Genomic DNA, 23,470 nt, shown 5'->3' on the forward strand with positions numbered 1-23,470 from the left:
CCTCCGTTAATCCTTGGGTTTGCGCGATTCCGCCGCGGCCTTCATGCGGGCGAGGAGTTCGGCTTTCTTCTTGGCGGCCTTGTCGTCGCCCTTGGGCGCGCCGCGGCGGGGCTGGTCGAGCGGGTGGTGGCTGTCCTTGGCCATCTTGGGGTTGCCGTTCTTGCCGTAGTCCATCGTCGGGGCCTTTCAGGGAAAAGAATAGGGGCGTCCCGTGGTGGGACGCCCCCTTTGGTTAGCATGGGTCGGGCGATCAGGCCAGCGAGGGGTCGATGGTCTTGCAGGCCGCGACGAGGCCTTTCACGGCGTCGATGGATTTGTCCATCATCGCCTGTTCGGCGGCGTTCAGCTTGATGTCGACGACGCGTTCGATGCCCTTCGCGCCGATGATCGTCGGCACGCCCACATACATGCCGTCGAGGCCGTAGGCGCCCTTCACATAGGCCGCGCAGGGGAGGAGGCGCTTCTGATCCTTGAGGAAGGCCTCGGCCATTTCGATGGCGGAGGTGGCGGGGGCGTAGAAGGCGGAGCCGGTCTTGAGGAGGCCCACGATTTCCGCGCCGCCGTCACGGGTGCGCTGGACGATGGCGTCGAGACGCTCCTGCGTGGTCCAGCCCATCTGGACGAGGTCGGGAAGCGGGATGCCCGCGACGGTGGAGTAGCGCACCAGCGGGACCATCGTGTCGCCGTGGCCGCCGAGGACGAAGGCCGTCACGTCGCGCATGGAGACGTTGAATTCGACCGAGAGGAAGTGGCGGAAGCGCGCGGAGTCGAGCACGCCCGCCATGCCCACCACCATGTTGTGCGGCAGGCCCGAGAATTCGCGCAGCGCCCAGACCATCGCGTCGAGCGGGTTGGTGATGCAGATGACGAAGGCGTTCGGGGCATGGGCCTTGATGCCTTCGCCCACGGACTTCATCACCTTGAGGTTGATGCCGAGGAGGTCGTCGCGCGACATGCCGGGCTTGCGCGGCACGCCTGCGGTGACGATGCAGACATCGGCGCCCGCGATGTCGGCGTAGTCGTTGGTGCCCTTCATCACGGCGTCGAAGCCTTCGGAGGGACCGGACTGCGCGATGTCCAGCGACTTGCCCTGCGGGGTGCCTTCGGCGATGTCGAAGAGCACCACGTCGCCGAGTTCCTTGATGGCGGCGAGATGGGCGAGCGTGCCGCCGATCTGGCCGGCGCCGATGAGGGCGATCTTGGGTCGTGCCATGGTCCGGATCCTCCGTTCGGAATGAGTCGGGTGGTTTGCTACGCCCCTCTGCGCCTTCTGGCAAGCGTTGAGAGGCAGAGATTGTATACAATGGCATGCGGCAAATGCGGCAGGGTGGTGGTGGCGGCGCGCTGTTTGCGCTAAAGGCGGCGGGACGGGTGCGGGGGCGCGGATGGACGGGATCGGGTTCTGGATGGCGGCGGTGGCGGCGGCGGTCTGCGTCGGCGCGGGCAAGGGTGGGATTCCCATCGTGGGGATGCTGAGCGTGCCCATCCTTGCGCTGTCGATCAGCCCGGTGACGGCGGCGGGGCTGCTGCTGCCGGTCTATGTGGTGTCGGACATGTTCGGGCTGTGGGCCTATCGCAAGGCCTTCGATGCGCGGGTGCTGGCGATCCTGCTGCCGGGGGCGATGGTGGGGATCGGGCTGGGCTGGGCCGCGGCCTCGACCGTGCCGGAGAACTGGGTGCGGGTTCTGGTCGGGCTGATCGGGGTGAGTTTCGCGGCGAACCTGATCCTGCGGGGCCAGAAGGACGGGCCGCCCAAGCGGGCGGAGGTGGCGCCGGGGCTGTTCTGGGGGGCGGTGGCCGGTTTCACCAGTTTCGTGAGCCATTCGGGCGGGCCGCCCTATCAGGTTTACACGCTGCCGCTGAAGATGACGAAGACGGTCTTTGCGGGCACGTCGACCATCGCCTTCGCGGTGATCAATGCGGCCAAGCTGTTGCCTTATTGGCATCTGGGCCAGTTGACGGCGGACAACCTGCATATCGCGCTGATGCTCATGCCGGTGGCGGCGGCGGCGGTCTTTGCGGGGGTCTGGCTGGTGAAGGTCCTGCCCGAGAAGTTGTTCTTCCGGCTGGTGATCTGGGCGCTGCTGATCCTGTCGGTGCAGTTACTGTGGACGGGGTTGCGGGCCTGACCTTGCGGCATATGCTGCATTGCGGCATTTTTGGGCTTGCTGAATCTTCCGGAATGGTGCCTTTGTGCGAAAGAATCTTTCGTGGAGGCGAATCCGATGACGCGGCCATTCCGTTCGGTGCTGTATATTCCGGGGTCAAAGGAGCGGGCGCTGGAGAAGGCGCGCGATCTGGCGGCGGATGCGATCATCTTCGATCTGGAGGATGCGGTCGCGCCGGATGAGAAGGTGGCGGCGCGGGCGACGCTGGCGCGGTTCCTGACGGAGGTGGATTACGGGCCGCGCGTGCGGATCGTGCGGATCAACGGGTTCGACACGGATTGGGGGCGGGCGGATGCGGCGGCCTTTGCCGGGCATGGCGGGGTGGATGCGATCCTTGTGCCAAAGGTGAATGCGCCAGCGGATCTTGATGCGGTGGCGGCGGTGGCGGGGGAGAAGCCGCTGTGGGCGATGATGGAGACGGCGGCAGGGATGTTGAACGCCGCCGCGATTGCCGCCCATCCCCGGCTGCAGGGGATGGTGATGGGGACCAATGACCTTGCAAAGGAATTGGGAAGCCGGTTCCGGGCGGACCGGTTGCCGTTGATGACCGGGCTGGGGCTGTGCCTGCTGGCGGCCAAGGCGGAAGGGCGGGTGATCGTGGACGGGGTCTACAACGCCTTCAAGGATGAGGCGGGGCTGGCTGCCGAATGCGCGCAGGGGCGCGACATGGGGTTCGACGGCAAGACCCTGATCCATCCGGCGCAGGTGGAGATCTGCAACGCGGCCTTCGCGCCGAGCGCGGAGGAGGTGGATCTGGCGCGGCGGCAGATCGCGGCCTTCAACGCGGCGCAGGCGCAGGGGCAGGGCGTGGCGGTGCTGGACGGGCGGATCGTGGAGAACCTGCATGTGGTGACGGCGCAGGCGGTGCTGGCGCGGGCGCGGGCCATCGCGGCGCTGGAGATCGGGGCGGGAAGAATTGCGGTGGGCGCGGAATAGGGGCAGGGTGCGCGGCGTCGGTAGCTAGGAGGCACGAGCGATGACCCTGTTGATCCTTGGTTTGGCGCTGTGGTGGGCGGCGCATCTGTTCAAGCGCGTCGCGCCGGAGGCGCGGGCGCGGATGGGCAATGCCGGAAAGGGCATCGCGGCGGTGGCGATCCTTGCCTCGGTCGTGCTGATGTATCTCGGCTATGGCGCGGCGCGGCCTGAGGCGGATGTCTGGTGGGAGCGGAACCCCGCGCTGGTTGGGATCAATAACCTGCTGATGGTCTTTGCGGTCTATCTTTACGCGGTGTCCGGCACGCGGGCGGCGCTGGCGCGACGGATACGGCATCCGCAGTTGACGGCGGTGAAGGTCTGGGCGCTGGCGCATCTTCTGGTGAACGGCGATCTGCCGTCGCTGGTGCTGTTCGGCGGTCTGCTGGCTTGGGCGGTGGTGTCGGTGATCGTGATCAACCGGGCCGAGCCGAATTGGGTGCCGCCTGCGGCGAAGCCGGGGGCGGAGTGGAAGGCCATCGTGGGCACGGTGATTGTGACGGTCGTGATCATGCTGATCCACAACTGGCTGGGCTATCAGCCGTGGGGGTGAGGGGATGAAGCTTTACCGGTTCCTGTCGGAGGATGACACCTCGGCCTTCTGTCACAAGGTGACGGCGGCGTTGAACAAGGGGTGGGAGTTGCACGGGTCGCCGACCTATGCCTTCGACGCCGCGAAGGGCGTGATGCGCTGCGGGCAGGCGGTGGTGAAGGAGGTTCCGGGCGAGTACAGCCCGGAGGTGAAACTGGGCGAGCAGTAGGGCGGGCCATGGGGCCTGCCGCAGGAGAGACGGCGATGAAGACCAATCCGGGGCGGTTCTTCGAGGATTACCGCTTGGGCGAGACGATCACCCATGCGGTGCCGCGCACGGTATCGGGGGGGGAGCGGGCGCTGTACCATGCGCTATATCCGGCGCGGGGGGCCTTGTATTCGTCGGACGAGTTCGCGCGGGGCTGCGGGTTGCCGGCATCGCCGGTGGATGACCTGATCGCCTTCCATGTGGTCTTCGGCAAGACCGTGCCGGATATCAGCCTGAACGCGGTGGCGAACCTTGGCTATGCCGAGGGGCGCTGGCTGGGGCAGGTCTATCCCGGCGATACGCTGCGGTCGGAGTCGACGGTCATCGGGTTGAAGGAGAACTCCAACGGCAAGTCGGGCGTCGTCTATGTGCGGACGCGGGGCATCAACCAGCGCGACGAGGTGGTGCTGGAATATGTGCGCTGGGTGATGGTGAGGAAGGCGCGGCTGGATGCGCCCGCGCCGGGGGCGGTGGTGCCGTCGCTGGCGCCGGTCGTGGTGCCTGAGGCGCTGGTGGTGCCGAAGCGGTTGGACTTTTCGCGCTATGACTTCGCGCTGGCGGGGGAGCGGCATCGGTTCGGGGATTATGCGGTTGGCGAGAAGATCGACCATGTCGATGGGGTGACGGTGGAGGAGGCCGATCACCTGATGGCGACGCGGCTGTGGCAGAACACCAGCAAGGTGCATTTCGACGTGACGCAGCGCGAGGATGGGCGGCGGCTGATCTATGGGGGGCATGTGATCTCGTTGGCGCGGGCGTTGAGTTTCAACGGGCTGGCCAATGCGCAGATGATCGTGGCGCTGAATGCGGGGGCGCATGCGAACCCGTGTTTCGCGGGGGATACGGTGCGGGCGTGGTCCGAGGTGCTGGACAAGGCGGAGACGTCGGCGCCCGGCGTGGGCGCGTTGCGGCTGCGGCTGGTGGCGGTGAAGGACGGGGCCGCGCCCTTTGCCTTGAAGGGGGCGGATGGGAAATACGCGCCTGAGGTGCTGCTCGATCTGGATTACTGGGCGCTGGTGCCGCTGTGATCTGGTTTGTGATCACAAAATCGGGCTTGATCGGCGATTTTCTTTCGGCATGATGCTGGCCATGTCGCGTGTGATCGGTTCCCTGCTTGTTTTCCTGTCGCTGGCCTTCGGGGCGGCGGCGCAGACCCTTGGGTACAAGGGGGGCGAGGAGACGGCGGGCGGGGAAAGCTTGGCCGGCGAGGAGCTGGAGCTGAGCGATGCGGAATGGCATGTCCGCGACGTGATGCTGGCGATCTTCTATCACGAATTGGGTCATGCGCTGATCGACGTGATGCAATTGCCGGTGCTGGGGCTAGAGGAGGATGCGGCGGATGTGCTGTCGGTCGTGATGATCGACCGGCTGTGGGATGCCGAATCGTCCGAGGCGAAGGTTGCGGCTGCGGCGCAGTTCTGGGCGGCAAGTGCGGCGCAAACGGCGGATGCGGGCTATGAGCCCGCCTTCTGGGGCGTGCATTCGCCGGATGAGCGGCGGTATTACACCTATCTTTGCCTCTATTACGGGGGTGCGCCGGACGAGCGCGCGGCCCTGGCCGGGGATTTCGGCCTGCCGGAGGATCGGGCGGCGACCTGCCCTGACGAATTCGACATGGCCTCTGCGTCTTGGGGCGTGTTCCTTGACGAATTGGAGGCCGCCGGGCCGGGTGAAACCATTGTCTGGCTGGGCGAGGCGGTGCCTGCGGATTATGTCGAGGCGGCGATCCTTGAGGAGGTGGAGTATCTGAACTCCATCTGGACGCTGCCGGAGGAGGTGGGGGTGCAGGTGGGTGCCTGTGACGAGGCGAATGCCTTCTACGATCCTGCCGAGAAGACCATCACCATGTGCATCGAGATGGCGGACTATATTCTGTCCACCGCGCCGTGAATCTGTGATCACGAATTTTCTGGGCGTGATCACAAACAGAAAATTTTATGGGGTTTAGCGCCAACAACCCGCTTCTGCGGCGTTCTGAAGCGTGACTTGCCTGTAAAATCCGCTATTCAAACACGTCATAAAGCCAAAGAGAGCGCGCCCGCCGGTCCGACTGGACGGGCAAGCCAGCGACGAAGGGAACCGAGATGGCTGATGTGAAGCGGGTCGAAAGGCCCCTTTCTCCGCACTTGCAGATTTACCGTCCGCAATTGACCTCGATCACGTCGATCCTGACGCGGATCACGGGGAACGGGCTGATCGTGGGGACGATGCTGGCGGTGTGGTGGTTGCTGGCGGCGGCGACCTCGCCCGAGTATTTCGCGGTGGCGGATGCGGTGGCGACGAGCTGGTTCGGCGATCTGGTCTTCACGCTGTCGGCCTGGGCGCTGTGGTATCACTACCTCGCCGGTATCCGGCACCTGATCTATGACGCGGGCAAGGGTCTGGACATCCCGACGGCGGAAAAGCTGGGCTGGGCCTGCATCATCGGATCGGTCGTGCTGACCGTCCTGACCGTCGTCATCGTGTAAGGGGGGCGGGGATGCGTTACCTGACAGACCGCAAGCGCGCCGTGGGCAAGGGCGCGGGGCATTCCGGGACCGAGCATCACTGGTACATGCAGGTGAGCGCGGTGGCGCTGGCCTTCCTGCTGCCGGTGTGGGTGTTCATCTTTGGCCGCGCCTTGGGGCAGGGGCATGAGGCTGTGCTGGCGACCTTCGCGCGGCCGTTCCCGGCCATCGTGACGGCGCTGGTTCTGGTGGTGTCGATGCGCCATTTCGCCAAGGGCGCGCAGATGATGATTGAGGATTACGCGCGGGGCCATGCCAAGAAGGCGCTGGTGATCGCGGCGATTTCGCTTTCCTACGTGGTGATGGCGACGGGGCTGTATGCCCTTGTCCGCATCGCGCTTTGAGAACTGGGGCTGAGATGACGGCTTATCCGTATGAAGTGCATGACTATGACGTGGTCGTGGTGGGGGCTGGTGGTGCCGGTCTGCGCGCGACGCTGGGCATGGCGGAACAGGGGCTGCGCACGGCCTGCGTGACGAAGGTTTTCCCGACGCGGTCGCATACCGTGGCGGCGCAGGGCGGCATTGCCGCCAGCCTTGGGAACATGGGGCCGGATTCGTGGCAGTGGCACATGTATGACACCGTGAAGGGGTCGGACTGGCTGGGTGACACGGATGCGATGGAGTATCTGGCGCGCGAAGCCCCCAAGGCGGTCTATGAGCTGGAGCATTACGGTGTGCCGTTCTCGCGCACCGAGGAAGGGAAGATCTATCAGCGTCCCTTTGGCGGCCATACGACCGAGTTCGGCGAGGGGCCGCCGGTGCAGCGCACCTGTGCGGCCGCTGACCGGACGGGGCATGCGATCCTGCATACGCTGTATGGGCAGTCGTTGAAGAACAATGCGGAGTTCTTCATCGAGTATTTCGCGCTGGACCTGATCATCACCGATGGTGCCTGCACGGGTGTGGTGGCGTGGAAGCTGGATGACGGCACGATCCATGTCTTCAATGCGAAGATGGTGGTGCTGGCGACGGGCGGTTACGGGCGGGCCTATTTCAGTGCGACGAGCGCCCATACCTGCACCGGGGATGGTGGCGGGATGGTGGCGCGGGCCGGGTTGCCGCTGCAGGACATGGAATTCGTGCAGTTCCATCCGACGGGAATTTACGGGTCTGGTTGCCTTATCACCGAAGGGGCGCGGGGCGAGGGTGGCTATCTGACCAACGCCAATGGCGAGCGGTTCATGGAGCGCTATGCGCCGCATTACAAGGACCTCGCGCCGCGCGACTATGTCAGCCGCTGCATGACGCTGGAGATCCGCGAAGGGCGCGGGGTGGGGGCCAATGGCGACCATATCCACCTGCACCTGAACCACCTGCCGAAGGAGACGCTGGAACTGCGGCTGCCGGGGATTTCGGAATCGGCGCGCATCTTTGCGGGGGTAGATCTGACGAAGGAGCCGATCCCGGTTCTGCCGACGGTCCATTACAACATGGGCGGGATTCCTACGAACTATTGGGGCGAGGTGCTGAACCCGACCGCCGACAATCCCGACGCCGTCTTCCCCGGTCTGATGGCGGTGGGCGAAGCGGGCTGTGCTTCGGTACATGGGGCGAACCGTCTGGGGTCGAACTCGCTGATCGACCTTGTGGTGTTTGGCCGCGCGGCGGCAATCCGGGCGGGGCAGATCGTCGATCCGAAGGCTACGAACGCGCCGGTGAACCGGGCGGAAGTGGACAAGGCGCTGACGCGGTTCGACGCGATGCGCCATGCCAATGGCGCGGTGCCGACGGCGGAACTGCGGCTGGAGATGCAGAAGACCATGCAGTCGGATGCGGCGGTGTTCCGGGCCGAGGCGACGCTGGCCGAGGGTGAGCGGAAGATGACGGCGATTGCCGGGAAGATGGGCGATCTGAAGGTGACGGATCGCAGCCTCGTCTGGAATTCGGACCTGATGGAGACGCTGGAACTGGCGAACCTGATGCCGAATGCGCTGGCCACGATCTATGGCGCACATGCGCGGACGGAGAGCCGGGGGGCGCATGCGCATGAGGATTATCCCAACCGGGACGATGCCAACTGGCGCAAGCATTCGTTGGCATGGGTCGAGGGGAACAAGGTCACGCTGGGCTATCGCGGCGTGCATGTGGACCCGCTGACGACGGAAGCGGAAGGCGGGATCAGCCTGAAGAAGATCGCGCCTGCGGAGCGGAAGTTCTGATGGGGCAGGGGCTTGCATCGGCGGGGATGCGCCGCCCCGGTCGCGCCTTGGCGCGGCGGGGCTGCGTTGCGCTGCCGGGGCGTGGCAGGATGCAGGCATCGTCTGCAACCGGAGGTTTCCCCATGCGCGCCGCCCTGATGCTTGCCCTTGTTCCTCTGACGCTTGCCGCCTGTTCGCCGCAGGACATGGCCGACAAGATCGGCCGCCGCACGGCGGAGACGGTGGTGCGGCCCATCGTGGATGACCGTCTGGCGGGGCCGCAGGCGGATGCGGCGACGGCCTGCGTGGTGCAGAACGCGACGGCCGAAGAGGTGCAGGCGCTTGTGCGGGATGTGGGGGTTTATGCGGGCACCTCGACCGAGGCGACCGTCTGGGCCATCGTGGCGCGCAGCGGGACGCAGTCCTGCCTTGCAGCCTCGGGCGTGGCTTTGGGGGTGTGATGCGGGTCCTGTGGCTCCTTCCCCTTGCGCTTCTGGCCTGCGGTCCGATCCCGGTGGAGCGGGCGGAGCGGCAGTGCCTTGAGCGGGCGCGTCTGGCGCAGCAGCCGCGCGGCGAGATCAATCTGGGCGTCGGCAGCGGCGGGCGCACCTCGGCGGGCATCGAGTTGACCGTCACGTCGGATTACATCATGGGGCGCGACCCTTCGGCGGTCTACGACCTGTGTGTGCAACAGAAATCGGGGCAGCCGCCGACGCGGCCGCTCTATTCTTTCCCGGAATGGAGGGGATGAGGCATGGTCCAGTTCACGCTTCCCAAGAACAGCAAGGTCCGCACCGGCAAGACATGGCCGAAGCCTGCGGGCAAGAATGTGCGGAAGTTCCAGATCTATCGCTGGAACCCCGATGACGGGGAAAACCCGCGGGTCGATACCTATTTCGTCGACATGGATACCTGCGGGCCCATGGTTCTGGACGCGCTGATCAAGATCAAGAACGAGATCGACCCGACGCTGACCTTCCGCCGGTCTTGCCGGGAGGGGATCTGCGGGTCCTGCGCGATGAATATCGACGGGATCAACACGCTGGCCTGCATCTATGGCTTGGACGAGGTGAAGGGGGATGTGAAGATCTACCCGCTGCCGCACATGCCGGTGATCAAGGACCTGATCCCCGACCTGACGCATTTCTACGCGCAGCACGCGTCCATCATGCCGTGGCTGGAGACGAAGACGAACCGCCCGGCCAAGGAGTGGCGGCAGTCGATCGAGGATCGGAAGAAGCTGGACGGGCTTTATGAATGCGTGATGTGCGCTTCGTGCTCGACCTCCTGCCCGTCCTATTGGTGGAACGGCGACAAGTATCTTGGGCCGGCGGCGCTGCTGCATGCCTATCGCTGGATCATCGACTCGCGCGATGAGGCCACGCCGGAGCGGCTGGATGCGCTGGAGGACCCGTTCAAGCTGTATCGCTGCCACACGATCATGAATTGCGCGAAGACTTGCCCCAAGGGGTTGAACCCCGCAAAGGCGATTGCCGAGATCAAGAAGATGATGGTGGAGCGGGTGGTCTGAGCCGCGCCATCGCAGGACGGGGAAGGGCCGGGGGAAACCCCGGCCCTTTTGCGTTACCGCCCCACGCCTTCGTAGGCCGCGAAGCCTGCGGCGAGGGCGTCCTCGCGGTTGTAGATGTTGCGCAGGTCGGCCATGCGGGGGGTGGCCATCTTGCGGGCCAGCTTGGCCAGATCGAGGGCGCGGAATTCGTTCCATTCGGTCAGGATCACCACGACATCGGCCCCCTGCGCGGCCTGATAGGCGTTTTCCACCCAGCGGACATGGGGCAGAAGCGCCTCGCCTTCGCGCTGGCCTTCGGGATCGGTCACGCGGACCTTGGCACCCATGCCGACAAGGGCGGGGACGATGGTCAGAGAGGGGGCGTCGCGCATGTCGTCGGTGTTGGGTTTGAAGGTCACGCCGAGGACGCCCACCGTCTTGCCGTTCACCTGACCGTCGAGAAGGTCGATGATCTTGTCCAGCATCCGCTGCTTGACCTGATCGTTCACCTTGATCACGGTTTCCACGATCTGCATGGGAACGGCATGTTCCTGCCCGATGCGGGCCAGTGCCTTGGTGTCCTTGGGGAAACAGGAGCCGCCATAGCCGGGGCCGGCATGCAGGAACTTGTTGCCGATGCGGCCATCGAGGCCGATGCCCTTGGCCACGGATTTCACATCCGCTCCGACCCGTTCGCAAAGTGCTGCGATTTCGTTGATGAAGGTGATCTTCGTCGCGAGGAAGGCGTTGGCGGCGTATTTGATCATCTCGGCGGATTCGAGGCCGGTGAAGACGATGGGGAATTCGCGCAGGAAGAGGGGGCGGTAGATGTCGGACATCACCTTCTGGGCGCGGTCGTTCTCCACCCCCACGACCACGCGGTCGGGGCGCATGAAATCGTCGATCGCGGCGCCTTCGCGCAGGAATTCGGGGTTGGAGGCGATGTCGAAATCGGCCTGCGGGTTGGCCGAGCGGACGGCCTCGGCAACCTTGCGGTTGGTGCCCACCGGGACGGTGGATTTGGTGACGACCACCGTGTAGCCGGTCATGGCGCGGCCGATCTCTTCGGCGGCGGCCATGACATAGCGCAGGTCGGCATGGCCGTCACCGCGGCGGGTGGGGGTGCCCACGGCGATGAAGACGGCATCGGCCCCGGCGACGGCCTCGGCCAGATCGAGCGAGAAGGACAGGCGGCCTGCGGCCACGTTCTTTGCCATCAGGTCCTGCAGGCCGGGTTCGAAGATCGGGATCTCGCCCGCGCGGAGGCGGTCGATCTTGGCCGGGTCCTTGTCGACGCAGAGCACGTCATGGCCGAAGTCGGAGAAACACACGCCAGAGACGAGGCCGACATACCCCGTCCCGATCATCGCAATCTTCATGTCCTACCCATCCTGTTCGCGGGCCGCGGTCGCCCTGCCCGTTTATGGCAGGGCGATCCGCACTGTCAAACGCGGTGGGAGCAGGTCAGGCCATCCGCAGCCAGATCGCGGGGGCGGATGCCGCGCTGATCTCGGCCGAAGTGAAGCCCCAGTTTGTCGGGGCGGGGGTGCCCCATGCGAGGCTGCGGCGCAAAACCTTGCGCGGGGTGGTCGCGGGCGTGGTGCCGCCGTTGATGTCGGGCGTGGCCGACGGGACCCAGTGCGACAGGGTGGCCGTGGAGGAATGGCGCAGGCCCAGCCAGATGACGCGACCCTGCCGTAGGGTGATCGCGATGGGAGCCGCCTTGGCGCCGGTCGTGGAAAGGTCGAGATCGGCGGATTCGTGAAGCAGCGCCTCCGGGCGGCCATGCGCATCGGCGGCATAGAGGAGGATGCGGCACAGCGCACCGGCAAGGGCGGCGGTGCAATTGGCGACCAGCCTGTCGATGGAGAGATCGGCGCGCGGAATGAAGGGGAAGAGGTCGATGCGCCCTGCGGCCCCGGCGGCGCTGCCGGCATTGCCGCTGCTGCTGCCACTGGTGGTCAGGACGAGTTCGCCCGACGGCGGGGTCAGCCATGGCATGGCCTGTTGCCCGTCCAGCCGCAGGGTCTGGCCGCCCAGTTGCAGGCCGAGTTGCGCGGTGGTGGAATTGTGCCAGATCGTGCCGTCCGGCGCGGTGGCGGGGTCGGCTGTCTGACCTTCGAGGATGAGCGGGCGGGAGAGGGTTACGCGCCCCGTGGCGGCGGCGGCGGAGAGGGCGGTGGCGAAGCTGCTGCCATCGGTGCTGAGGCGGAGGGCGAGGTCGTCATTGCCCATAAGGCCCAGTTGCGCGCGGGTCGAGAAGCCGGTCTTCAAGCTGATCGTCGCGCTGTCGGCGGGGTCGGCCTTGTTCAGGGTGAGTTCCGTGCCGGTCCCCGCATGGGTGAAGAGCGTGCTGGCGCTGGCCACGGCGAGGCGCTGCGTCGCACTCGCCCCGGCCCCGCCGATGCCGAGGAGGTCCGCCCTTGCATGGGCGGTCCCCATGTCGAAATCGGCGAGGCCTGGGCCAAGGGTCAGGCTGGTACCGTGGATCGTGGTGTTGCCGCTGGCGGCGGGATGGGCCGGGCCGAGGGTGAGTGTGGTGGTGGAGCCCGCTGCGCCGCCTGTGGCGATGTTGACGGTCTTGCTGTTGCCGCTTGCGGTTGCCCCGCTGCCCAGCCCGTAGGTGGCATTGGCGGCTGAGGTGCCGAAGCTTGCGTTGCCGGTCGTGACGGAGAAGGTGCCGGAAAAGATCTTTGCTCCCGTGAAGGTCTGCGATCCGGCAAGGGCCGCGAGTTCGGAAGTGACATTGGGCAGGCTGAGCGTGCGCAGCGGGCCGGAGGGCAGGGCCGAGATGTCCAGCGCGGCGCGGCGGTCGGGATCGGCGGGGTCGCGCAGGAGGAGGGGCGCGGCGGCGAGCCCGCCGGGCAGGGACACGCTGGCCGTGGCGGCATTGGCGGTGAGGGCGGGGGCGAAGGTGCTGCCATCGGCGCTGACCTGCACGGTCAGGCCGGTATTGCCCAGAAGGCCGATCTCGGCATGGCCGGTGAAGCCGGATTGCAGAAGGAGGCTGGCATGATCGGTGGCGGCGGCCTTGTTGATCTTGAGCTGGTGGCCCTGGCCTGCATGGGTGAAGAGGGAGGCTGGGCTGCTGACGGCGAGGCGGTTGGTTGTATCGGCGGGGGTGGAGAGGCCAAGGCTGGGCAGGGTTTCGGGCGGGGGGAAGGCCTCTTGCCATGTGCTTCCGTCATGGATGAGGGAGAGGTCCTCGGCGATGACGCGCGCCTGCCAGCCGGGACGCGGGGCGAGGAAGACCCATGTTCCGCCCCAATGGGCCGCGACCTTCCCCTCTTGCCCCTGCCATGTGCCGGTGGCGGGGGCCGCCACGATGTGGCGGTCGCCCTCGGCGGGAAGGGCGGGGGCCTCGGTCCGTGTCCGGTCCAGCACGGCGAGATGCACCAGCATGTCGAGCAGGCGGAGCGCCTCGTTATGGGTGACGTGCTTCTGCGCCTGCGCGGGCAGGATCAGCGGCAGGGAGAGGAGGGGCGTTTCGTCGGACATCGCGGAGCCTTTTGCCAGATGGGTTGGCGGGCGAGGCTAGGAGGCGATGGTGAACGGGACGGAAAGGCTGCGCGCGCTGCGTCTGCGAAAAATCGGGTCTGGCGACTACCGCTTGGGGGGAAGGGTCGTTAACGTGACGGTAATGATGGGGAACCGGGAGTGATGCGGTTTGGCTGAACATGTTTTGGTGACGGGCGGGGCGGGCTATATCGGCGCGCATGCCTGCAAGGCGTTGGCGCGGGCGGGGTATGTTCCGGTCTGTTTCGACAATCTGACAACGGGTTGGGAGGCGGCGGTGAAGTTCGGGCCGCTTGTGAGGGGTGACCTGATGGAGCCCGAGGCGATCCGCGCCGCCCTGCGCGAGTGGAAGCCGGTGGCGGTGATGCATTTCGCGGCGCTGTCCTTGGTTGGCGAGTCGATGTCCGATCCGGGCCGTTACTGGCGGGTGAATGTGGGCGGCGCGCTGAACCTGATCGAAGCCTGCGTGGCGGAGGGGGTGGGGAAATTCGTCTTTTCCTCGACCTGCGCGACCTATGGCGATCAGGATGGCGTGGTTCTTGACGAGGATACGCCGCAGCGCCCGATCAATGCCTATGGAGCCTCGAAACTGGCGATCGAGCAGATGCTGGGGAATTTCGGGGCGAGCCACGGGCTGCAATCGGTGATCTTCCGTTATTTCAACGTGGCGGGTGCTGACCCCGACGGAGAGGTGGGCGAGAAGCACGAGCCGGAGACGCATCTGATCCCCCTGATGTTGGATGCGGTGGAAGGAAAGCGCGGGGCGCTGACGGTGTTCGGGCAGGACTACCCCACGGCAGACGGAACCTGCGTGCGGGATTACGTGCATGTCACCGATCTGGCCGATGCCCATGTGCGCGGCCTGCGCTGGCTGCAGGAGGGGCGGGGGAGCAAGGTATTCTGCCTTGGGACGGGAACGGGCTATTCGGTGCGCGAGGTGATCGACCATGCGCGGGTGGTGACGAACCGGGCGGTGCCTGTGGTCGAGGGGGCGCGGCGCGCGGGCGATGCGGCGGCGCTGGTCTGCGGGTCGGAACGGGCGCGGGCGGAACTGGGATGGGCGCCGGAGCGCGATCTGGGCGCGATGATCCGCGACGCGTGGCGCTGGTCGCAATCGGGCGGGTTCTGAGCCGGCGGCTTTCCGGGGCCATGGCGCGTTCGGCGGGCCGCGATGCCCGTGGCTGGCCCCGGGGTTTCACCCCGGACCCCAGGGTATTTTTCTCCGGGGCGAAGCGGGGTGGCGGTTCAGGAAGCTTGACGGAGGGCCTGTTGCAGGTCCGCGACGCCCAAGGGGACAGGGTTGCCCTTCGTGGAGGAGGAGGAGAGGGCGGCTTTGGCGGTTTCCGCGTGAAGGCTGGCGGGAAGGCCTTGCTCGGTGAGGCCGGGGAGGCCTGCGGAGCGGGCCCAAGCGGCGAGGGTTTCAGGGGCCCGATCGGCTGCGCCGCCGAGGGATTGCGCAATGTGTTGGAAGACCTCGTCGAGGCGGCGGGCGGTTTCACCTGTGGCCTTGGCGCGGTTGAGGCGGAGGATGGGGGCGAGGAGGGCGCCGCAGATCGCGCCATGGGGGGCGGGGGTGAGGCCGCCGATGACGCCTGCGAGGCCGTGGACCGCGCCGAGGCCCGCATTGGCGAGCGCGATGCCTCCGGTCAGGGAAACATGGGCGAGGGCGTCGCGGGCCTGCGGGTCTTCGGTTTCCATGAGGCGTTCGAGGGCGTGCAGGCCTTGCGGGATGGCGGGGGCGGTGAGGGCGTCGGTGAAGGGGGTGGCTTTCGACGAGACGTAGGGTTCGATGACCTGCGTGATGGCGTCGAGGCCGGAGGCGAGGGTGGTGGCGCGCGGGGTGTGGTCGGTGAGGGCGGGGTCCACGATGGCGAGGCGGGCGAGCATGCGGTCGTCCCGGAGGCTGACTTTGCGGCCGTGATCGGGGAGGCCGATGACGGCGTTCTTGGTGGCCTCGGCTCCCGTGCCTGCGGTCGTGGGGAGCGCGATGAAGGGGAGGGGCGGGGTTTGGAGGGGAAGGCCCTTGCCCACGACTTCGAGGTGGTCGAGGGGGTGGGTGGTGGCGGGGAGGAGGGCGGCGAGGGCCTTGCCGAGGTCGAGGGCGGCGCCGCCGCCGATGGCCGCGACCCAGTCGGGTTGGAAGGGGCGGGCCTGCGCGAGTGTGGTTTCGAGGATTGCGAGCGTGGGTTCGGTGGCGCAGGGGAGGGCGAGGGTTTCGATGCCTTGCGCAGCGAGGGCGTCGAGGAGCCATTGGGCGCGGGTGGCGGATGCGCCGTGGATGATCAGGCCGCGTTTGCCGAAGGGGGGGATGAGGGAGGGGGCCTTCTGCGCCTCGCCCCGGCCGAAGAGGATGCGTTGGGGCATGGCGATGGCGAAGGGGGGCATGGCGGGGCCTTTGGAGTTGGGTGCGCCTCTGGGCCGCCCGCTGCGGGGCGGGCGGGGAGGCTGCGGGAAGGGGCGCGGTGCGTCAGACCGTCATGGTGGCGGCGACGGCGCGGCCCCAGCGGGCGTATTTGGCGTTGCGGGTGCGGTCGTCCATCGCGGGGGTGAAGCGGCGTTCCAGCGCCCATGACTTCTGGAATTCGTCCGGGGCGGGGCAGAGGCCCGCTTGCAGGCCTGCGAGATAGGCCGCGCCGAGGGCGGTGGTTTCCGTCACCACGGGGCGGTCGACGGGGGCGCCGAGGATGTCGGAGAGGAATTGCATTGCCCAGTCCGACGCCGTCATGCCGCCGTCGACGCGGAGGATGCCGTCCGCCGCCGCGCCCCAGTCGGAGCGCATCGCCTCCAAGAGATCGCGGGTCTGATAGCCGACGCTTTCCAGCGCGGCCTTGGCCAGTTCGGCGGGGCCGGAGTTGCGGGTGAGACCGTAGACCGCGCCACGGCAGTCGGGGCGCCAGTAGGGCGCGCCAAGGCCGGTGAAGGCGGGGACGAGGACCACGTCCTGCGAGGGGTCGGCGGAGGCGGCGAGGGGTTGGGTCTCCTTCGCCTCGCGGATGATCTTGAGGCCGTCGCGGAGCCATTGGACGACCGCGCCTGCGATGAAGATGGAGCCTTCGAGGGCGTAGGTGGTCTGGCCGTTCAGGCGGTAGGCGATGGTGGTGAGGAGGCGGTTCTTGGACGGGACCATGTCGGTCCCGGTATTCAGGAGCGCGAAGCAGCCGGTGCCGTAGGTGGATTTCATCATGCCGGGGGCGAAGCAGGCCTGTCCCACGGTGGCGGCCTGCTGGTCGCCCGCGACGCCGAGGATGGGGATGGCGCGGCCGAAGAGGTCGGAGCGGCCGGTGCCGTAATCGGCGGCGCAGTCCTTCACCTCGGGCAGGAGGGACATGGGGATGTCGAGCAGGGCGCAGATGTCGGCGTCCCATTCTCCGCGCGCGATGTTGTAGATGAGGGTGCGGGCGGCGTTGGTGGCGTCGGTGGCGTGGACGCGGCCCCCGGTGAGTTTCCAGATGAGGAAGGTGTCGACGGTGCCGAAGGCCAGTTCGCCCCGCGCGGCGCGGGCGCGGGCGCCGGGGACGTGGTCGAGGAGCCACTTGATCTTGGTGCCGGAGAAGTAGGGGTCGAGCAGCAGGCCCGTGCGGGCGGTGATCATGGGTTCAAAGCCGTCCGCCTTGAGCCCGCCGCAGATGTCGGCGGTGCGGCGGTCCTGCCAGACGATGGCGCGGTGGATGGGTTCGCCGGTGGCGCGATCCCAGATCAGGGTCGTCTCGCGCTGGTTGGTGATGCCGATGGCCGCGATGTCCTGCGCGCCGATGCCCGCCTTTTCGATCACCGCGCGGGCGGTGGCGGCGACACTGGACCAGAGATCGGAGGGATCATGTTCCACCCAGCCGGAAGCAGGGTAGTGCTGGGGGAATTCCTCCTGCGCGATGGCGCGGACTTTGAGGCCCGCGTCGAAGAGGATGGCGCGGGAGGAGGTGGTGCCCTGATCTATGGCGAGGATATGGGTCATTCTGTCCTCCGGGTCTGGCTAGAAGCGAGGTGGTTCGGCGCGAGGCGGAAGCTGCCGGGGGGCATCATTCCGCCGCGGGGCTGATTGCCCCCGGTGCGGCGTTGGCCATGAAGGCATCCAGCGCGGCGATCTGCTCCTGCGTCATGCGCAGGCCCAGCTTGGTGCGCCGCCAGACGACGTCGGCGGCGGCGCGGGCGAATTCGTGGCGCATGAGCCAGCGCACCTCGGCCTCTGTCAGAGTGGCGCCGAAGTCGTGGCCAAGGTCGGCTGCGGTTTGCGCGTTGCCCATGATCGTTTCGGCCTCGGTCCCGTAAGCGCGGATGAGGCGGGCGGCCCAGTAATCCGTCAGGAAGGGGAAGCGCGATTTCAACGCAGCGGTCAGGGCGGGGACGGCGTCATGGGCGAAGTCGCCACCCGGCAGGGCGACGCGGGCGGTCCATGGTCCCTTGGCCTGCGGGAAGAAGGGCTGGAGCTTTTCCAGCGCGGATTCGGCGAGGCGGCGGTAGGTGGTGATCTTGCCGCCGAAGACGTTCAGCAGCGGCGCGCCGTTGGCGTCGAGCGAGAGGACGTAGTCGCGGGTCGCCGCCGTCGCGGATTTCGCGCCGTCATTGTAGAGGGGGCGGACGCCGGAATAGGTCCAGACCACGTCCTTCACGGTGACGGGGTTGGCGAAGTATTGGGAGGCGAATTTCAGGAGGTAGTCGCGTTCCTCATCCGTGCAGGCGGCGTCTTTGGGGGCGCCCTTGTGGTCCTTGTCGGTGGTGCCGATCAGGGTGAAGTCCTGTTCGTAGGGGATGGCGAAGATGATGCGGCCGTCGGTGCCCTGGAAGAAGTAGCAGCGGTCGTGGTCGTAGAGTTTCTTCGTCACGATATGCGAACCGCGGACGAGGCGGACGCCTTCGGAGGAATTGATGCGGGCGACGTTGCGGATGACGTCTTCGACCCACGGGCCGCCTGCGTTCACGAGGGCGCGGGCATGGAAGGTTTCGGTGCCTTCGGGGCCTTGGGTCACGATCTCCCACAGGTCGCCCTGGCGCGTGGCGGATGTGACGCGGGTGCGGGTCAGCACGGTCGCGCCGCGCTGGGCGGCGTCGCGGGCGTTGAGGGAGACGAGTTTCGAGTCCTCGACCCAGCAATCCGAGTATTCATAGGCGTGGCGGAAGCGGGATTGCAGCGGTTTGCCCGCCGGATCGCGCGTCAGGTCCAGCGTGCGGGTGGCGGGCAGGATCTTGCGGCCGCCGAGCGTGTCATAGAGGAAGAGGCCGAGGCGGATCAGCCATGCGGGGCGGCGGCCCTTCATCCACGGCATCAGGCGTGACAGGAGGCGGCCCGTGGGCGTGTCGCCCTCAAACCGCATGTTGGGGTGGTAGGGCAGGACGAAGCGCATGGGCCACGAGATGTGGGGCATGGCGACGAGGAGGGTTTCGCGTTCCTCCAGAGCTTCGCGCACCAGACGGAATTCGAAATATTCGAGATAGCGCAGGCCGCCGTGGAAGAGTTTGGTCGAGGCGGAGGAGGTGGCGGAGGCGAGGTCGTTCTGTTCGGCCAGCACGACCGAGAGGCCGCGCCCCGTCGCGTCGCGGGCGATGCCGCAGCCGTTGATGCCGCCACCGATGATGAAGAGGTCGGCCACTTCCGGCCCGGTCTTGCGGTTCACGTCTGCCTCCCTGTCGCGCCGGGCGCAGTTGATGCGAATCCCGGCCTTCGGTCAATCTATTTCTTTCGTTTTTGCGCGCATCGGTGTAAAAGCGAACATCTTCGCGCAAAAGGGCTGCGGGGGCGCCGATCCATTCCCAGCGGGACGGCGGAGGGAGGGGAACGCGGCATGGCGCTGAGCTTTCGGCAGAGCGAGATTCTGGAACTGGCGCGCGCCGAGGGGCGGGTGGTGGTGGAGGATCTGGCGCAGCGCTTCGACGTGACGCTGCAGACGATCCGGCGCGACCTGTCGGAACTGGCCGACATGGGGCATCTGGACCGCGTGCATGGCGGGGCGGTGCCCAAGACCGGGGTGGCGAACCTTGGCTATGAACAGCGGCGGCGGATGAACGAGGGGGCGAAGGCCGCCATCGCGCGGGCCTGCGCTGCGGCGATCCCGGAGAATTCCTCGATCATCCTGAACCTTGGCACCACCACCGAGGCGGTGGCGCGGGAGCTTTTGGGCCATCGCAACATCACGGTGGTGACGAACAACATGAACGTGGCCAATACGCTGGCCGCCAATCCGGGATGCGAGATCATGGTGGCGGGCGGCGCGCTGCGCCGGTCGGATGGCGGGTTGGTGGGGGAGTTGACGACGCAGTTCTTCGAACAGTTCAAGGTGGATGTCGCGGTGATCGGGGCCTCCGCGCTGGACCGGGACGGGGACCTTCTGGATTTCGATCTGGCCGAGGTGCGGGTGTCGAAGGCGATCATTCGGCAGGCGCGGAAGGTGTTTCTGGTCTGCGACCATTCCAAGCTGGACCGTTCGGCGCCTGCGCGGCTGGCCTCGCTGGCCGAGGTGACGGTGCTGTTCACCGACCGCCCCCTACCGCAGGAACTGGCGCGGAAATGCGCGGAATGGGGGACGGACGTGGTGGTCGCATCAGGCGAGACCCCGCCCCGGACATGATCCGGGGCCTCTGGGTCGCGCCGGGAGGTGCCGGGTCAGGCCCGGGACGGGGTTTGCCGAGGTCAACTTTCCAGCCAGTCCAGCCGGGGGCCGAGCGGCACGATGCCGTTCGGGTTGAGCGCCTTGATGGAATAGTAGCCGCGCTTGATGTGGTCGATGCTGACCGTGTCCGCGATGCCGGGCAGGCGGTAGGCACGCGCGACATAGGCCGAGAGGCGCGGGTAATCGGCCAGCCTGCGCAGGTTGCACTTGAACAGCCCATGATAGGCCGCGTCGAAACGGACCAGCGTCACGAAGGCGCGGATATCGGTTTCGGTGAAGCTCTGCCCGTGCAGCCAGTCGCGCCCGTCGGCCAGCCGCGCCTCCAGCGCGTCGAGCGTGGCGAAGACGTCGTGGAAGGCCTCTTCATAGGCGAGTTGGGTGGTGGCGAAGCCCGCGCGATAGACGCCGTTGTTCAGCGTGGGATAGATCGCCTCGTTCAGCGCGTCGATTTCGGCGGCTAGGGCGGCCGGGCAGAGTTCCGGCCCCTTGGCCAGCGCGCCGAAGCCCGCATCGAAGATGCGCAGGATATCGGCGCTTTCGTTGTTCACGATGGTCGCCGTCGCCTTGTCCCACAGGACAGGGACGGTGGCGCGGCCAGACACCTGCGGGTCGGCCTTGGTATAAAGCTCATGCACATAGGTCGCGCCATTCACCGGATCCGCGCCGGGGGCAAAGCGCCAGCCCTGATCGGTCAGTTCGGGTTCCGCGATGGAGATGCCCACCACTTCCTCCAGACCCTTGAGCTTGCGCGCCATCAGGGTGCGGCTGGCCCAAGGGCAGATCAGCGCGACGTAAAGGTGATAGCGCCCCGCCTCGGCCTTGAAGCCGCCGGTTCCCGTGGGGCCCGCGCTGCCATCCGGCGTGATCCAGTTGCGGAAGGTGGAGACCTGCCGCACGAAGCCGCCCTTTTCGTCCTTGGCCTGCACGGGGTCCCATTTCGCGACCCATTTGCCATCGACCAGCATCAGCGCTTCTCCGTCACGAGGATCGCGGTGCCCCAAGGGTCGGTCAGGGCGGTCTGCCCACCCGTGCGCGCTGCAATCGCGGCAAGCGAGGGGGCATCGGCGCGGATCTCCACCGCGGCAAGGCCGGTGGAGGGGCTGCGCATCCCCGCGCCCCGGCTGTTCCATGTGTTGGTGGCGAGGTGGTGGTGATAGCCGCCCGCGCCGTAGAAGGCCGCGCCGGGGTAATGGGCGGTGACGGGAAAGCCCAGCGTGCCGGAATAGAAGGCCTCGGCCTGTGCTACGTCGCCCACCTGCAGGTGGACATGGCCCATCGTCATGCCGTCGGGCGCCCCCGTCCATGGTCCGTCGGCGGCGGCGGCCAGATCATCCACGTCCAGCGGATCGGTGGTCATGTGGATGCTGCCGTCGGGTTTCGTCCAAGCCCGGCGCGGGCGGTCGACATAGATCTCGATCCCGTTGCCTTCGGGATCGGCGAAGTAGATCGCCTCGGACACCTTGTGATCCGACGCGCCCTGCACGGGCAGGCGGCTGCCTGCCGCGTGATGCACCCAGCGGGCGAGGGCGGGGCGGTCGGGCATCAGGAAGGCGGTGTGGAAGAGCCCCGCCTCCCGTGCCGAGCGCTGACGCGCCGCGGGATCGGCGATGAGCCGCAGCAGGGCCGTCCCGCCCGCGCCGAGGGTAACCTCGGCGCGGTCGCCGCGCAGTTTCGCCAGACCCAGCGCTTGGGCGTAGAAATCGGCGGTGGCGTCCAGATCGCGCACGGTCAGGGTGACCGTGCCGATCTGCATCGGGGCTTCTGCGCTGTTCATCGCCTGTCTCCCGTTTCCGCGCCTCAGCGCTTGCCCAGAGCGTAGGCCCCGTCGCCCAGAAGCGCCAGCGCCCAGAGCGTGATCGCCCAGAAGGCCGGGAATTCCCAACCGCCGCCCTCGTTCGAGAAGAAGAAGCCCGCCGAGAAATGCGGCGCGTAGATGGAACCCAGCAGGATCACCGAAAGGCCAAGCGCCACGATGCGCGTGCGGTAGCCCGCGATCAGGGCGAGGCCGCCCAGGAGTTCTGCAAGGATCACGACATAGGCGAGGGGGCCGGGAAGGCCGATGGATTGGAAGAAGCCCACCGTGCCCGCAGGGGTGAAGACGAAGATCTTCAGACCGGCATGCAGCAGGAACCAGACGCCGGAGGTCACGCGCAGCAGGGTGGCGGCAAGTTCGGCCTGACTGGCCGAGGCGGAGGCGGGGGTGTTGATCGAAAGGGTCATGTCATCGTCCTTTTTCCATGGGCGCGGGGCGCGCGCCGATGGGGGGAAGATGATCCATTTCCGTGACGTCGATAATCTGTCTCTGTGGAATTCATCCCGTTCCGAAATGGAATGAATGCGGTGTCATTCGCCGTTGGCTGTTGGCCGGAACCGTTCGGCCAGATGATCGACCAGAAGCCGCAGCTTGGCCGAGAGATGGCGTCCGGGCGGGTAGACGGCATGGATACCGCCCGGAGCCTCGGCCCAGCCGGGCAGCAAGGCGTTGACGCGGCCTGCGGCAAGGCTGGGCGCGGCTACGAAATCGGGGACATGGGCGATGCCCAGCCCCGCCTCGGCGGCCTGCAGGCAGGCCTCGGCGTTGGAATAGCGCAGGCGTCCGGTCAAGGGCACGGTGACGGGGCCGTCCGGCCCGCGAAAGCGCCAGATCAGCGGGTCGCGGAAGTTGGTGTCGATGATGCAGGCATGGGTGGCCAGATCGGCGGGTTGCGCCGGGAGATCCGCGCGGGCCAGATAGGCCGGCGATGCGACAAGGATCGTCTGCATGTCGCAAAGCTTGCGTGCGATCAGGCTGCTGTCGACCATTCGGCCCGCGCGGATTGCGGCGTCGAAGCCTTCGTCGACGAGGTTCACCATCCGGTCGGTGAAAGAGACGTCCAGTTCGATATCCGGATATCGCGCGGCGAAATCGTTCAGCGCGGGCACGAGGCGCAGGGTGCCGAAGGTCAGGGGCGCGGTCAGGCGCAGCCGCCCGCGCGGGGTGGCGGCGCGGTCCTGCACTTCGGCATCCAGCGTGTCGAGATCGTCCAGTATGCTGCGGATGCGGTCGTAATAGGCCTGACCCACCTCGGTCGGCGCAAGGGCGCGGGTGGTGCGGTTCAGGAGGCGCACCCCTAGTTCCGCCTCCAGCGCCGAGATCAACTTGGAGGCCTGCCCCGCAGACATGCCCATCCGTTGCGCGGCGGCGGCGAAGCTGCCGCTTTCCATCACCGCGACGAAGAGGCGATCACAGCCAAGGCGATCCATCGAGGTCGGCCC

General features: G+C 67.1%; 25 protein-coding genes. 14 read left to right on the forward strand and 11 right to left on the reverse strand.

Features of this window, described 5'->3' with window-relative positions; genetic code table 11:
- Positions 1–6: 6 nt before the first annotated feature.
- The gene (locus TabM4_RS04110; protein ID WP_434618815.1) at positions 7–174 is read right to left on the reverse strand and encodes a hypothetical protein; all 168 of its coding nucleotides are present in this window, start codon (positions 172–174) and stop codon (positions 7–9) included.
- A 76-nt stretch (positions 175–250) separates the two neighbouring features.
- Positions 251–1,213 carry a malate dehydrogenase gene (gene mdh / locus TabM4_RS04115; RefSeq protein ID WP_434618817.1) on the reverse strand — a complete coding sequence of 321 codons (963 nt, stop codon included), beginning with the start codon at positions 1,211–1,213 and terminating at the stop codon, positions 251–253.
- A 172-nt stretch (positions 1,214–1,385) separates the two neighbouring features.
- Between mdh and TabM4_RS04120 the strand changes: the two genes are divergently transcribed.
- The 12 genes from TabM4_RS04120 to TabM4_RS04175 all read left to right on the forward strand — a co-directional run bounded on the left by TabM4_RS04120 (position 1,386) and on the right by TabM4_RS04175 (position 10,118).
- Complete coding sequence (locus TabM4_RS04120) at positions 1,386–2,129, forward strand: sulfite exporter TauE/SafE family protein (RefSeq protein WP_434618820.1); 744 nt, start codon at positions 1,386–1,388, stop codon at positions 2,127–2,129.
- Between the two features lie 96 nt (positions 2,130–2,225).
- Positions 2,226–3,104 (forward strand): HpcH/HpaI aldolase/citrate lyase family protein, encoded by an 879-nt coding sequence (locus TabM4_RS04125; RefSeq protein WP_434618823.1) that lies wholly within the window; start codon positions 2,226–2,228, stop codon positions 3,102–3,104.
- A gap of 40 nt (positions 3,105–3,144) precedes the next feature.
- Positions 3,145–3,693 carry an NnrU family protein gene (locus TabM4_RS04130; RefSeq protein WP_434618826.1) on the forward strand — a complete coding sequence of 183 codons (549 nt, stop codon included), beginning with the start codon at positions 3,145–3,147 and terminating at the stop codon, positions 3,691–3,693.
- A 4-nt stretch (positions 3,694–3,697) separates the two neighbouring features.
- The gene (locus TabM4_RS04135; RefSeq protein WP_434618829.1) at positions 3,698–3,901 is read left to right on the forward strand and encodes a DUF1737 domain-containing protein; all 204 of its coding nucleotides are present in this window, start codon (positions 3,698–3,700) and stop codon (positions 3,899–3,901) included.
- A 35-nt stretch (positions 3,902–3,936) separates the two neighbouring features.
- Positions 3,937–4,968, forward strand: coding sequence for a MaoC family dehydratase (locus tag TabM4_RS04140; RefSeq protein WP_434618832.1), 1,032 nt, complete (start codon positions 3,937–3,939; stop codon positions 4,966–4,968).
- A 61-nt stretch (positions 4,969–5,029) separates the two neighbouring features.
- A complete protein-coding gene (locus tag TabM4_RS04145; protein WP_434618835.1) occupies positions 5,030–5,830 on the forward strand; it encodes a DUF4344 domain-containing metallopeptidase in 801 nt (266 codons plus the stop codon).
- A 194-nt stretch (positions 5,831–6,024) separates the two neighbouring features.
- Positions 6,025–6,408, forward strand: coding sequence for a succinate dehydrogenase, cytochrome b556 subunit (sdhC, locus tag TabM4_RS04150; RefSeq protein WP_434618838.1), 384 nt, complete (start codon positions 6,025–6,027; stop codon positions 6,406–6,408).
- An 11-nt stretch (positions 6,409–6,419) separates the two neighbouring features.
- Positions 6,420–6,791 (forward strand): succinate dehydrogenase, hydrophobic membrane anchor protein, encoded by a 372-nt coding sequence (gene sdhD / locus TabM4_RS04155; RefSeq protein WP_434618841.1) that lies wholly within the window; start codon positions 6,420–6,422, stop codon positions 6,789–6,791.
- A 14-nt stretch (positions 6,792–6,805) separates the two neighbouring features.
- Positions 6,806–8,608, forward strand: coding sequence for a succinate dehydrogenase flavoprotein subunit (gene sdhA / locus TabM4_RS04160; RefSeq protein WP_434618844.1), 1,803 nt, complete (start codon positions 6,806–6,808; stop codon positions 8,606–8,608).
- Between the two features lie 122 nt (positions 8,609–8,730).
- Positions 8,731–9,048 (forward strand): hypothetical protein, encoded by a 318-nt coding sequence (locus TabM4_RS04165; protein WP_434618847.1) that lies wholly within the window; start codon positions 8,731–8,733, stop codon positions 9,046–9,048.
- Complete coding sequence (locus tag TabM4_RS04170) at positions 9,048–9,338, forward strand: hypothetical protein (protein WP_434618849.1); 291 nt, start codon at positions 9,048–9,050, stop codon at positions 9,336–9,338. The genes TabM4_RS04165 and TabM4_RS04170 overlap by 1 nt, the downstream gene beginning before the upstream one ends.
- A 3-nt stretch (positions 9,339–9,341) precedes the next feature.
- Positions 9,342–10,118, forward strand: coding sequence for a succinate dehydrogenase iron-sulfur subunit (locus tag TabM4_RS04175; protein WP_434618852.1), 777 nt, complete (start codon positions 9,342–9,344; stop codon positions 10,116–10,118).
- Positions 10,119–10,171: 53 nt separating this feature from the next.
- Here TabM4_RS04175 and TabM4_RS04180 read toward each other — a convergent pair whose 3' ends face one another.
- Entirely contained in the window at positions 10,172–11,476 is a 1,305-nt protein-coding gene (locus TabM4_RS04180; protein ID WP_434618855.1) for a UDP-glucose dehydrogenase family protein, read from the reverse strand.
- Positions 11,477–11,561: 85 nt separating this feature from the next.
- The gene (locus TabM4_RS04185) at positions 11,562–13,595 is read right to left on the reverse strand and encodes a DUF2793 domain-containing protein (RefSeq protein ID WP_434618858.1); all 2,034 of its coding nucleotides are present in this window, start codon (positions 13,593–13,595) and stop codon (positions 11,562–11,564) included.
- 169 nt (positions 13,596–13,764) lie between these two features.
- Between TabM4_RS04185 and galE the strand changes: the two genes are divergently transcribed.
- Entirely contained in the window at positions 13,765–14,742 is a 978-nt protein-coding gene (gene galE, locus TabM4_RS04190; protein ID WP_434618861.1) for a UDP-glucose 4-epimerase GalE, read from the forward strand.
- Positions 14,743–14,858: 116 nt separating this feature from the next.
- On the opposite strand, the gene TabM4_RS04195 is transcribed toward galE, so the two are convergent.
- The 3 genes from TabM4_RS04195 to glpD all read right to left on the reverse strand — a co-directional run bounded on the left by TabM4_RS04195 (position 14,859) and on the right by glpD (position 19,222).
- Positions 14,859–15,998 carry an iron-containing alcohol dehydrogenase gene (locus tag TabM4_RS04195; protein WP_434618864.1) on the reverse strand — a complete coding sequence of 380 codons (1,140 nt, stop codon included), beginning with the start codon at positions 15,996–15,998 and terminating at the stop codon, positions 14,859–14,861.
- 82 nt (positions 15,999–16,080) lie between these two features.
- On the reverse strand, positions 16,081–17,565 hold the full coding sequence (gene glpK, locus TabM4_RS04200; protein WP_434618866.1) for a glycerol kinase GlpK: 1,485 nt from the start codon (positions 17,563–17,565) through the stop codon (positions 16,081–16,083).
- A gap of 64 nt (positions 17,566–17,629) precedes the next feature.
- Complete coding sequence (gene glpD / locus TabM4_RS04205; RefSeq protein WP_434618869.1) at positions 17,630–19,222, reverse strand: glycerol-3-phosphate dehydrogenase; 1,593 nt, start codon at positions 19,220–19,222, stop codon at positions 17,630–17,632.
- 168 nt (positions 19,223–19,390) lie between these two features.
- Between glpD and TabM4_RS04210 the strand changes: the two genes are divergently transcribed.
- Entirely contained in the window at positions 19,391–20,173 is a 783-nt protein-coding gene (locus TabM4_RS04210) for a DeoR/GlpR family DNA-binding transcription regulator (RefSeq protein ID WP_434618872.1), read from the forward strand.
- A 62-nt stretch (positions 20,174–20,235) separates the two neighbouring features.
- Here the strand turns inward: TabM4_RS04210 and TabM4_RS04215 are convergent, their stop codons facing one another.
- The 4 genes from TabM4_RS04215 to TabM4_RS04230 all read right to left on the reverse strand — a co-directional run bounded on the left by TabM4_RS04215 (position 20,236) and on the right by TabM4_RS04230 (position 23,458).
- On the reverse strand, positions 20,236–21,180 hold the full coding sequence (locus tag TabM4_RS04215; protein ID WP_434618875.1) for a glutathione S-transferase family protein: 945 nt from the start codon (positions 21,178–21,180) through the stop codon (positions 20,236–20,238).
- Positions 21,180–21,989, reverse strand: coding sequence for a VOC family protein (locus TabM4_RS04220; RefSeq protein ID WP_434618878.1), 810 nt, complete (start codon positions 21,987–21,989; stop codon positions 21,180–21,182). The genes TabM4_RS04215 and TabM4_RS04220 overlap by 1 nt, the downstream gene beginning before the upstream one ends.
- A gap of 23 nt (positions 21,990–22,012) precedes the next feature.
- Complete coding sequence (locus TabM4_RS04225; protein WP_434618880.1) at positions 22,013–22,435, reverse strand: DoxX family protein; 423 nt, start codon at positions 22,433–22,435, stop codon at positions 22,013–22,015.
- Between the two features lie 123 nt (positions 22,436–22,558).
- Positions 22,559–23,458, reverse strand: coding sequence for a LysR family transcriptional regulator (locus TabM4_RS04230; protein ID WP_434618883.1), 900 nt, complete (start codon positions 23,456–23,458; stop codon positions 22,559–22,561).
- Positions 23,459–23,470: the final 12 nt, after the last annotated feature.

The sequence above is a fragment of the Tabrizicola sp. M-4 genome (assembly GCF_051132405.1).
Lineage (GTDB): Bacteria > Pseudomonadota > Alphaproteobacteria > Rhodobacterales > Rhodobacteraceae > Paragemmobacter.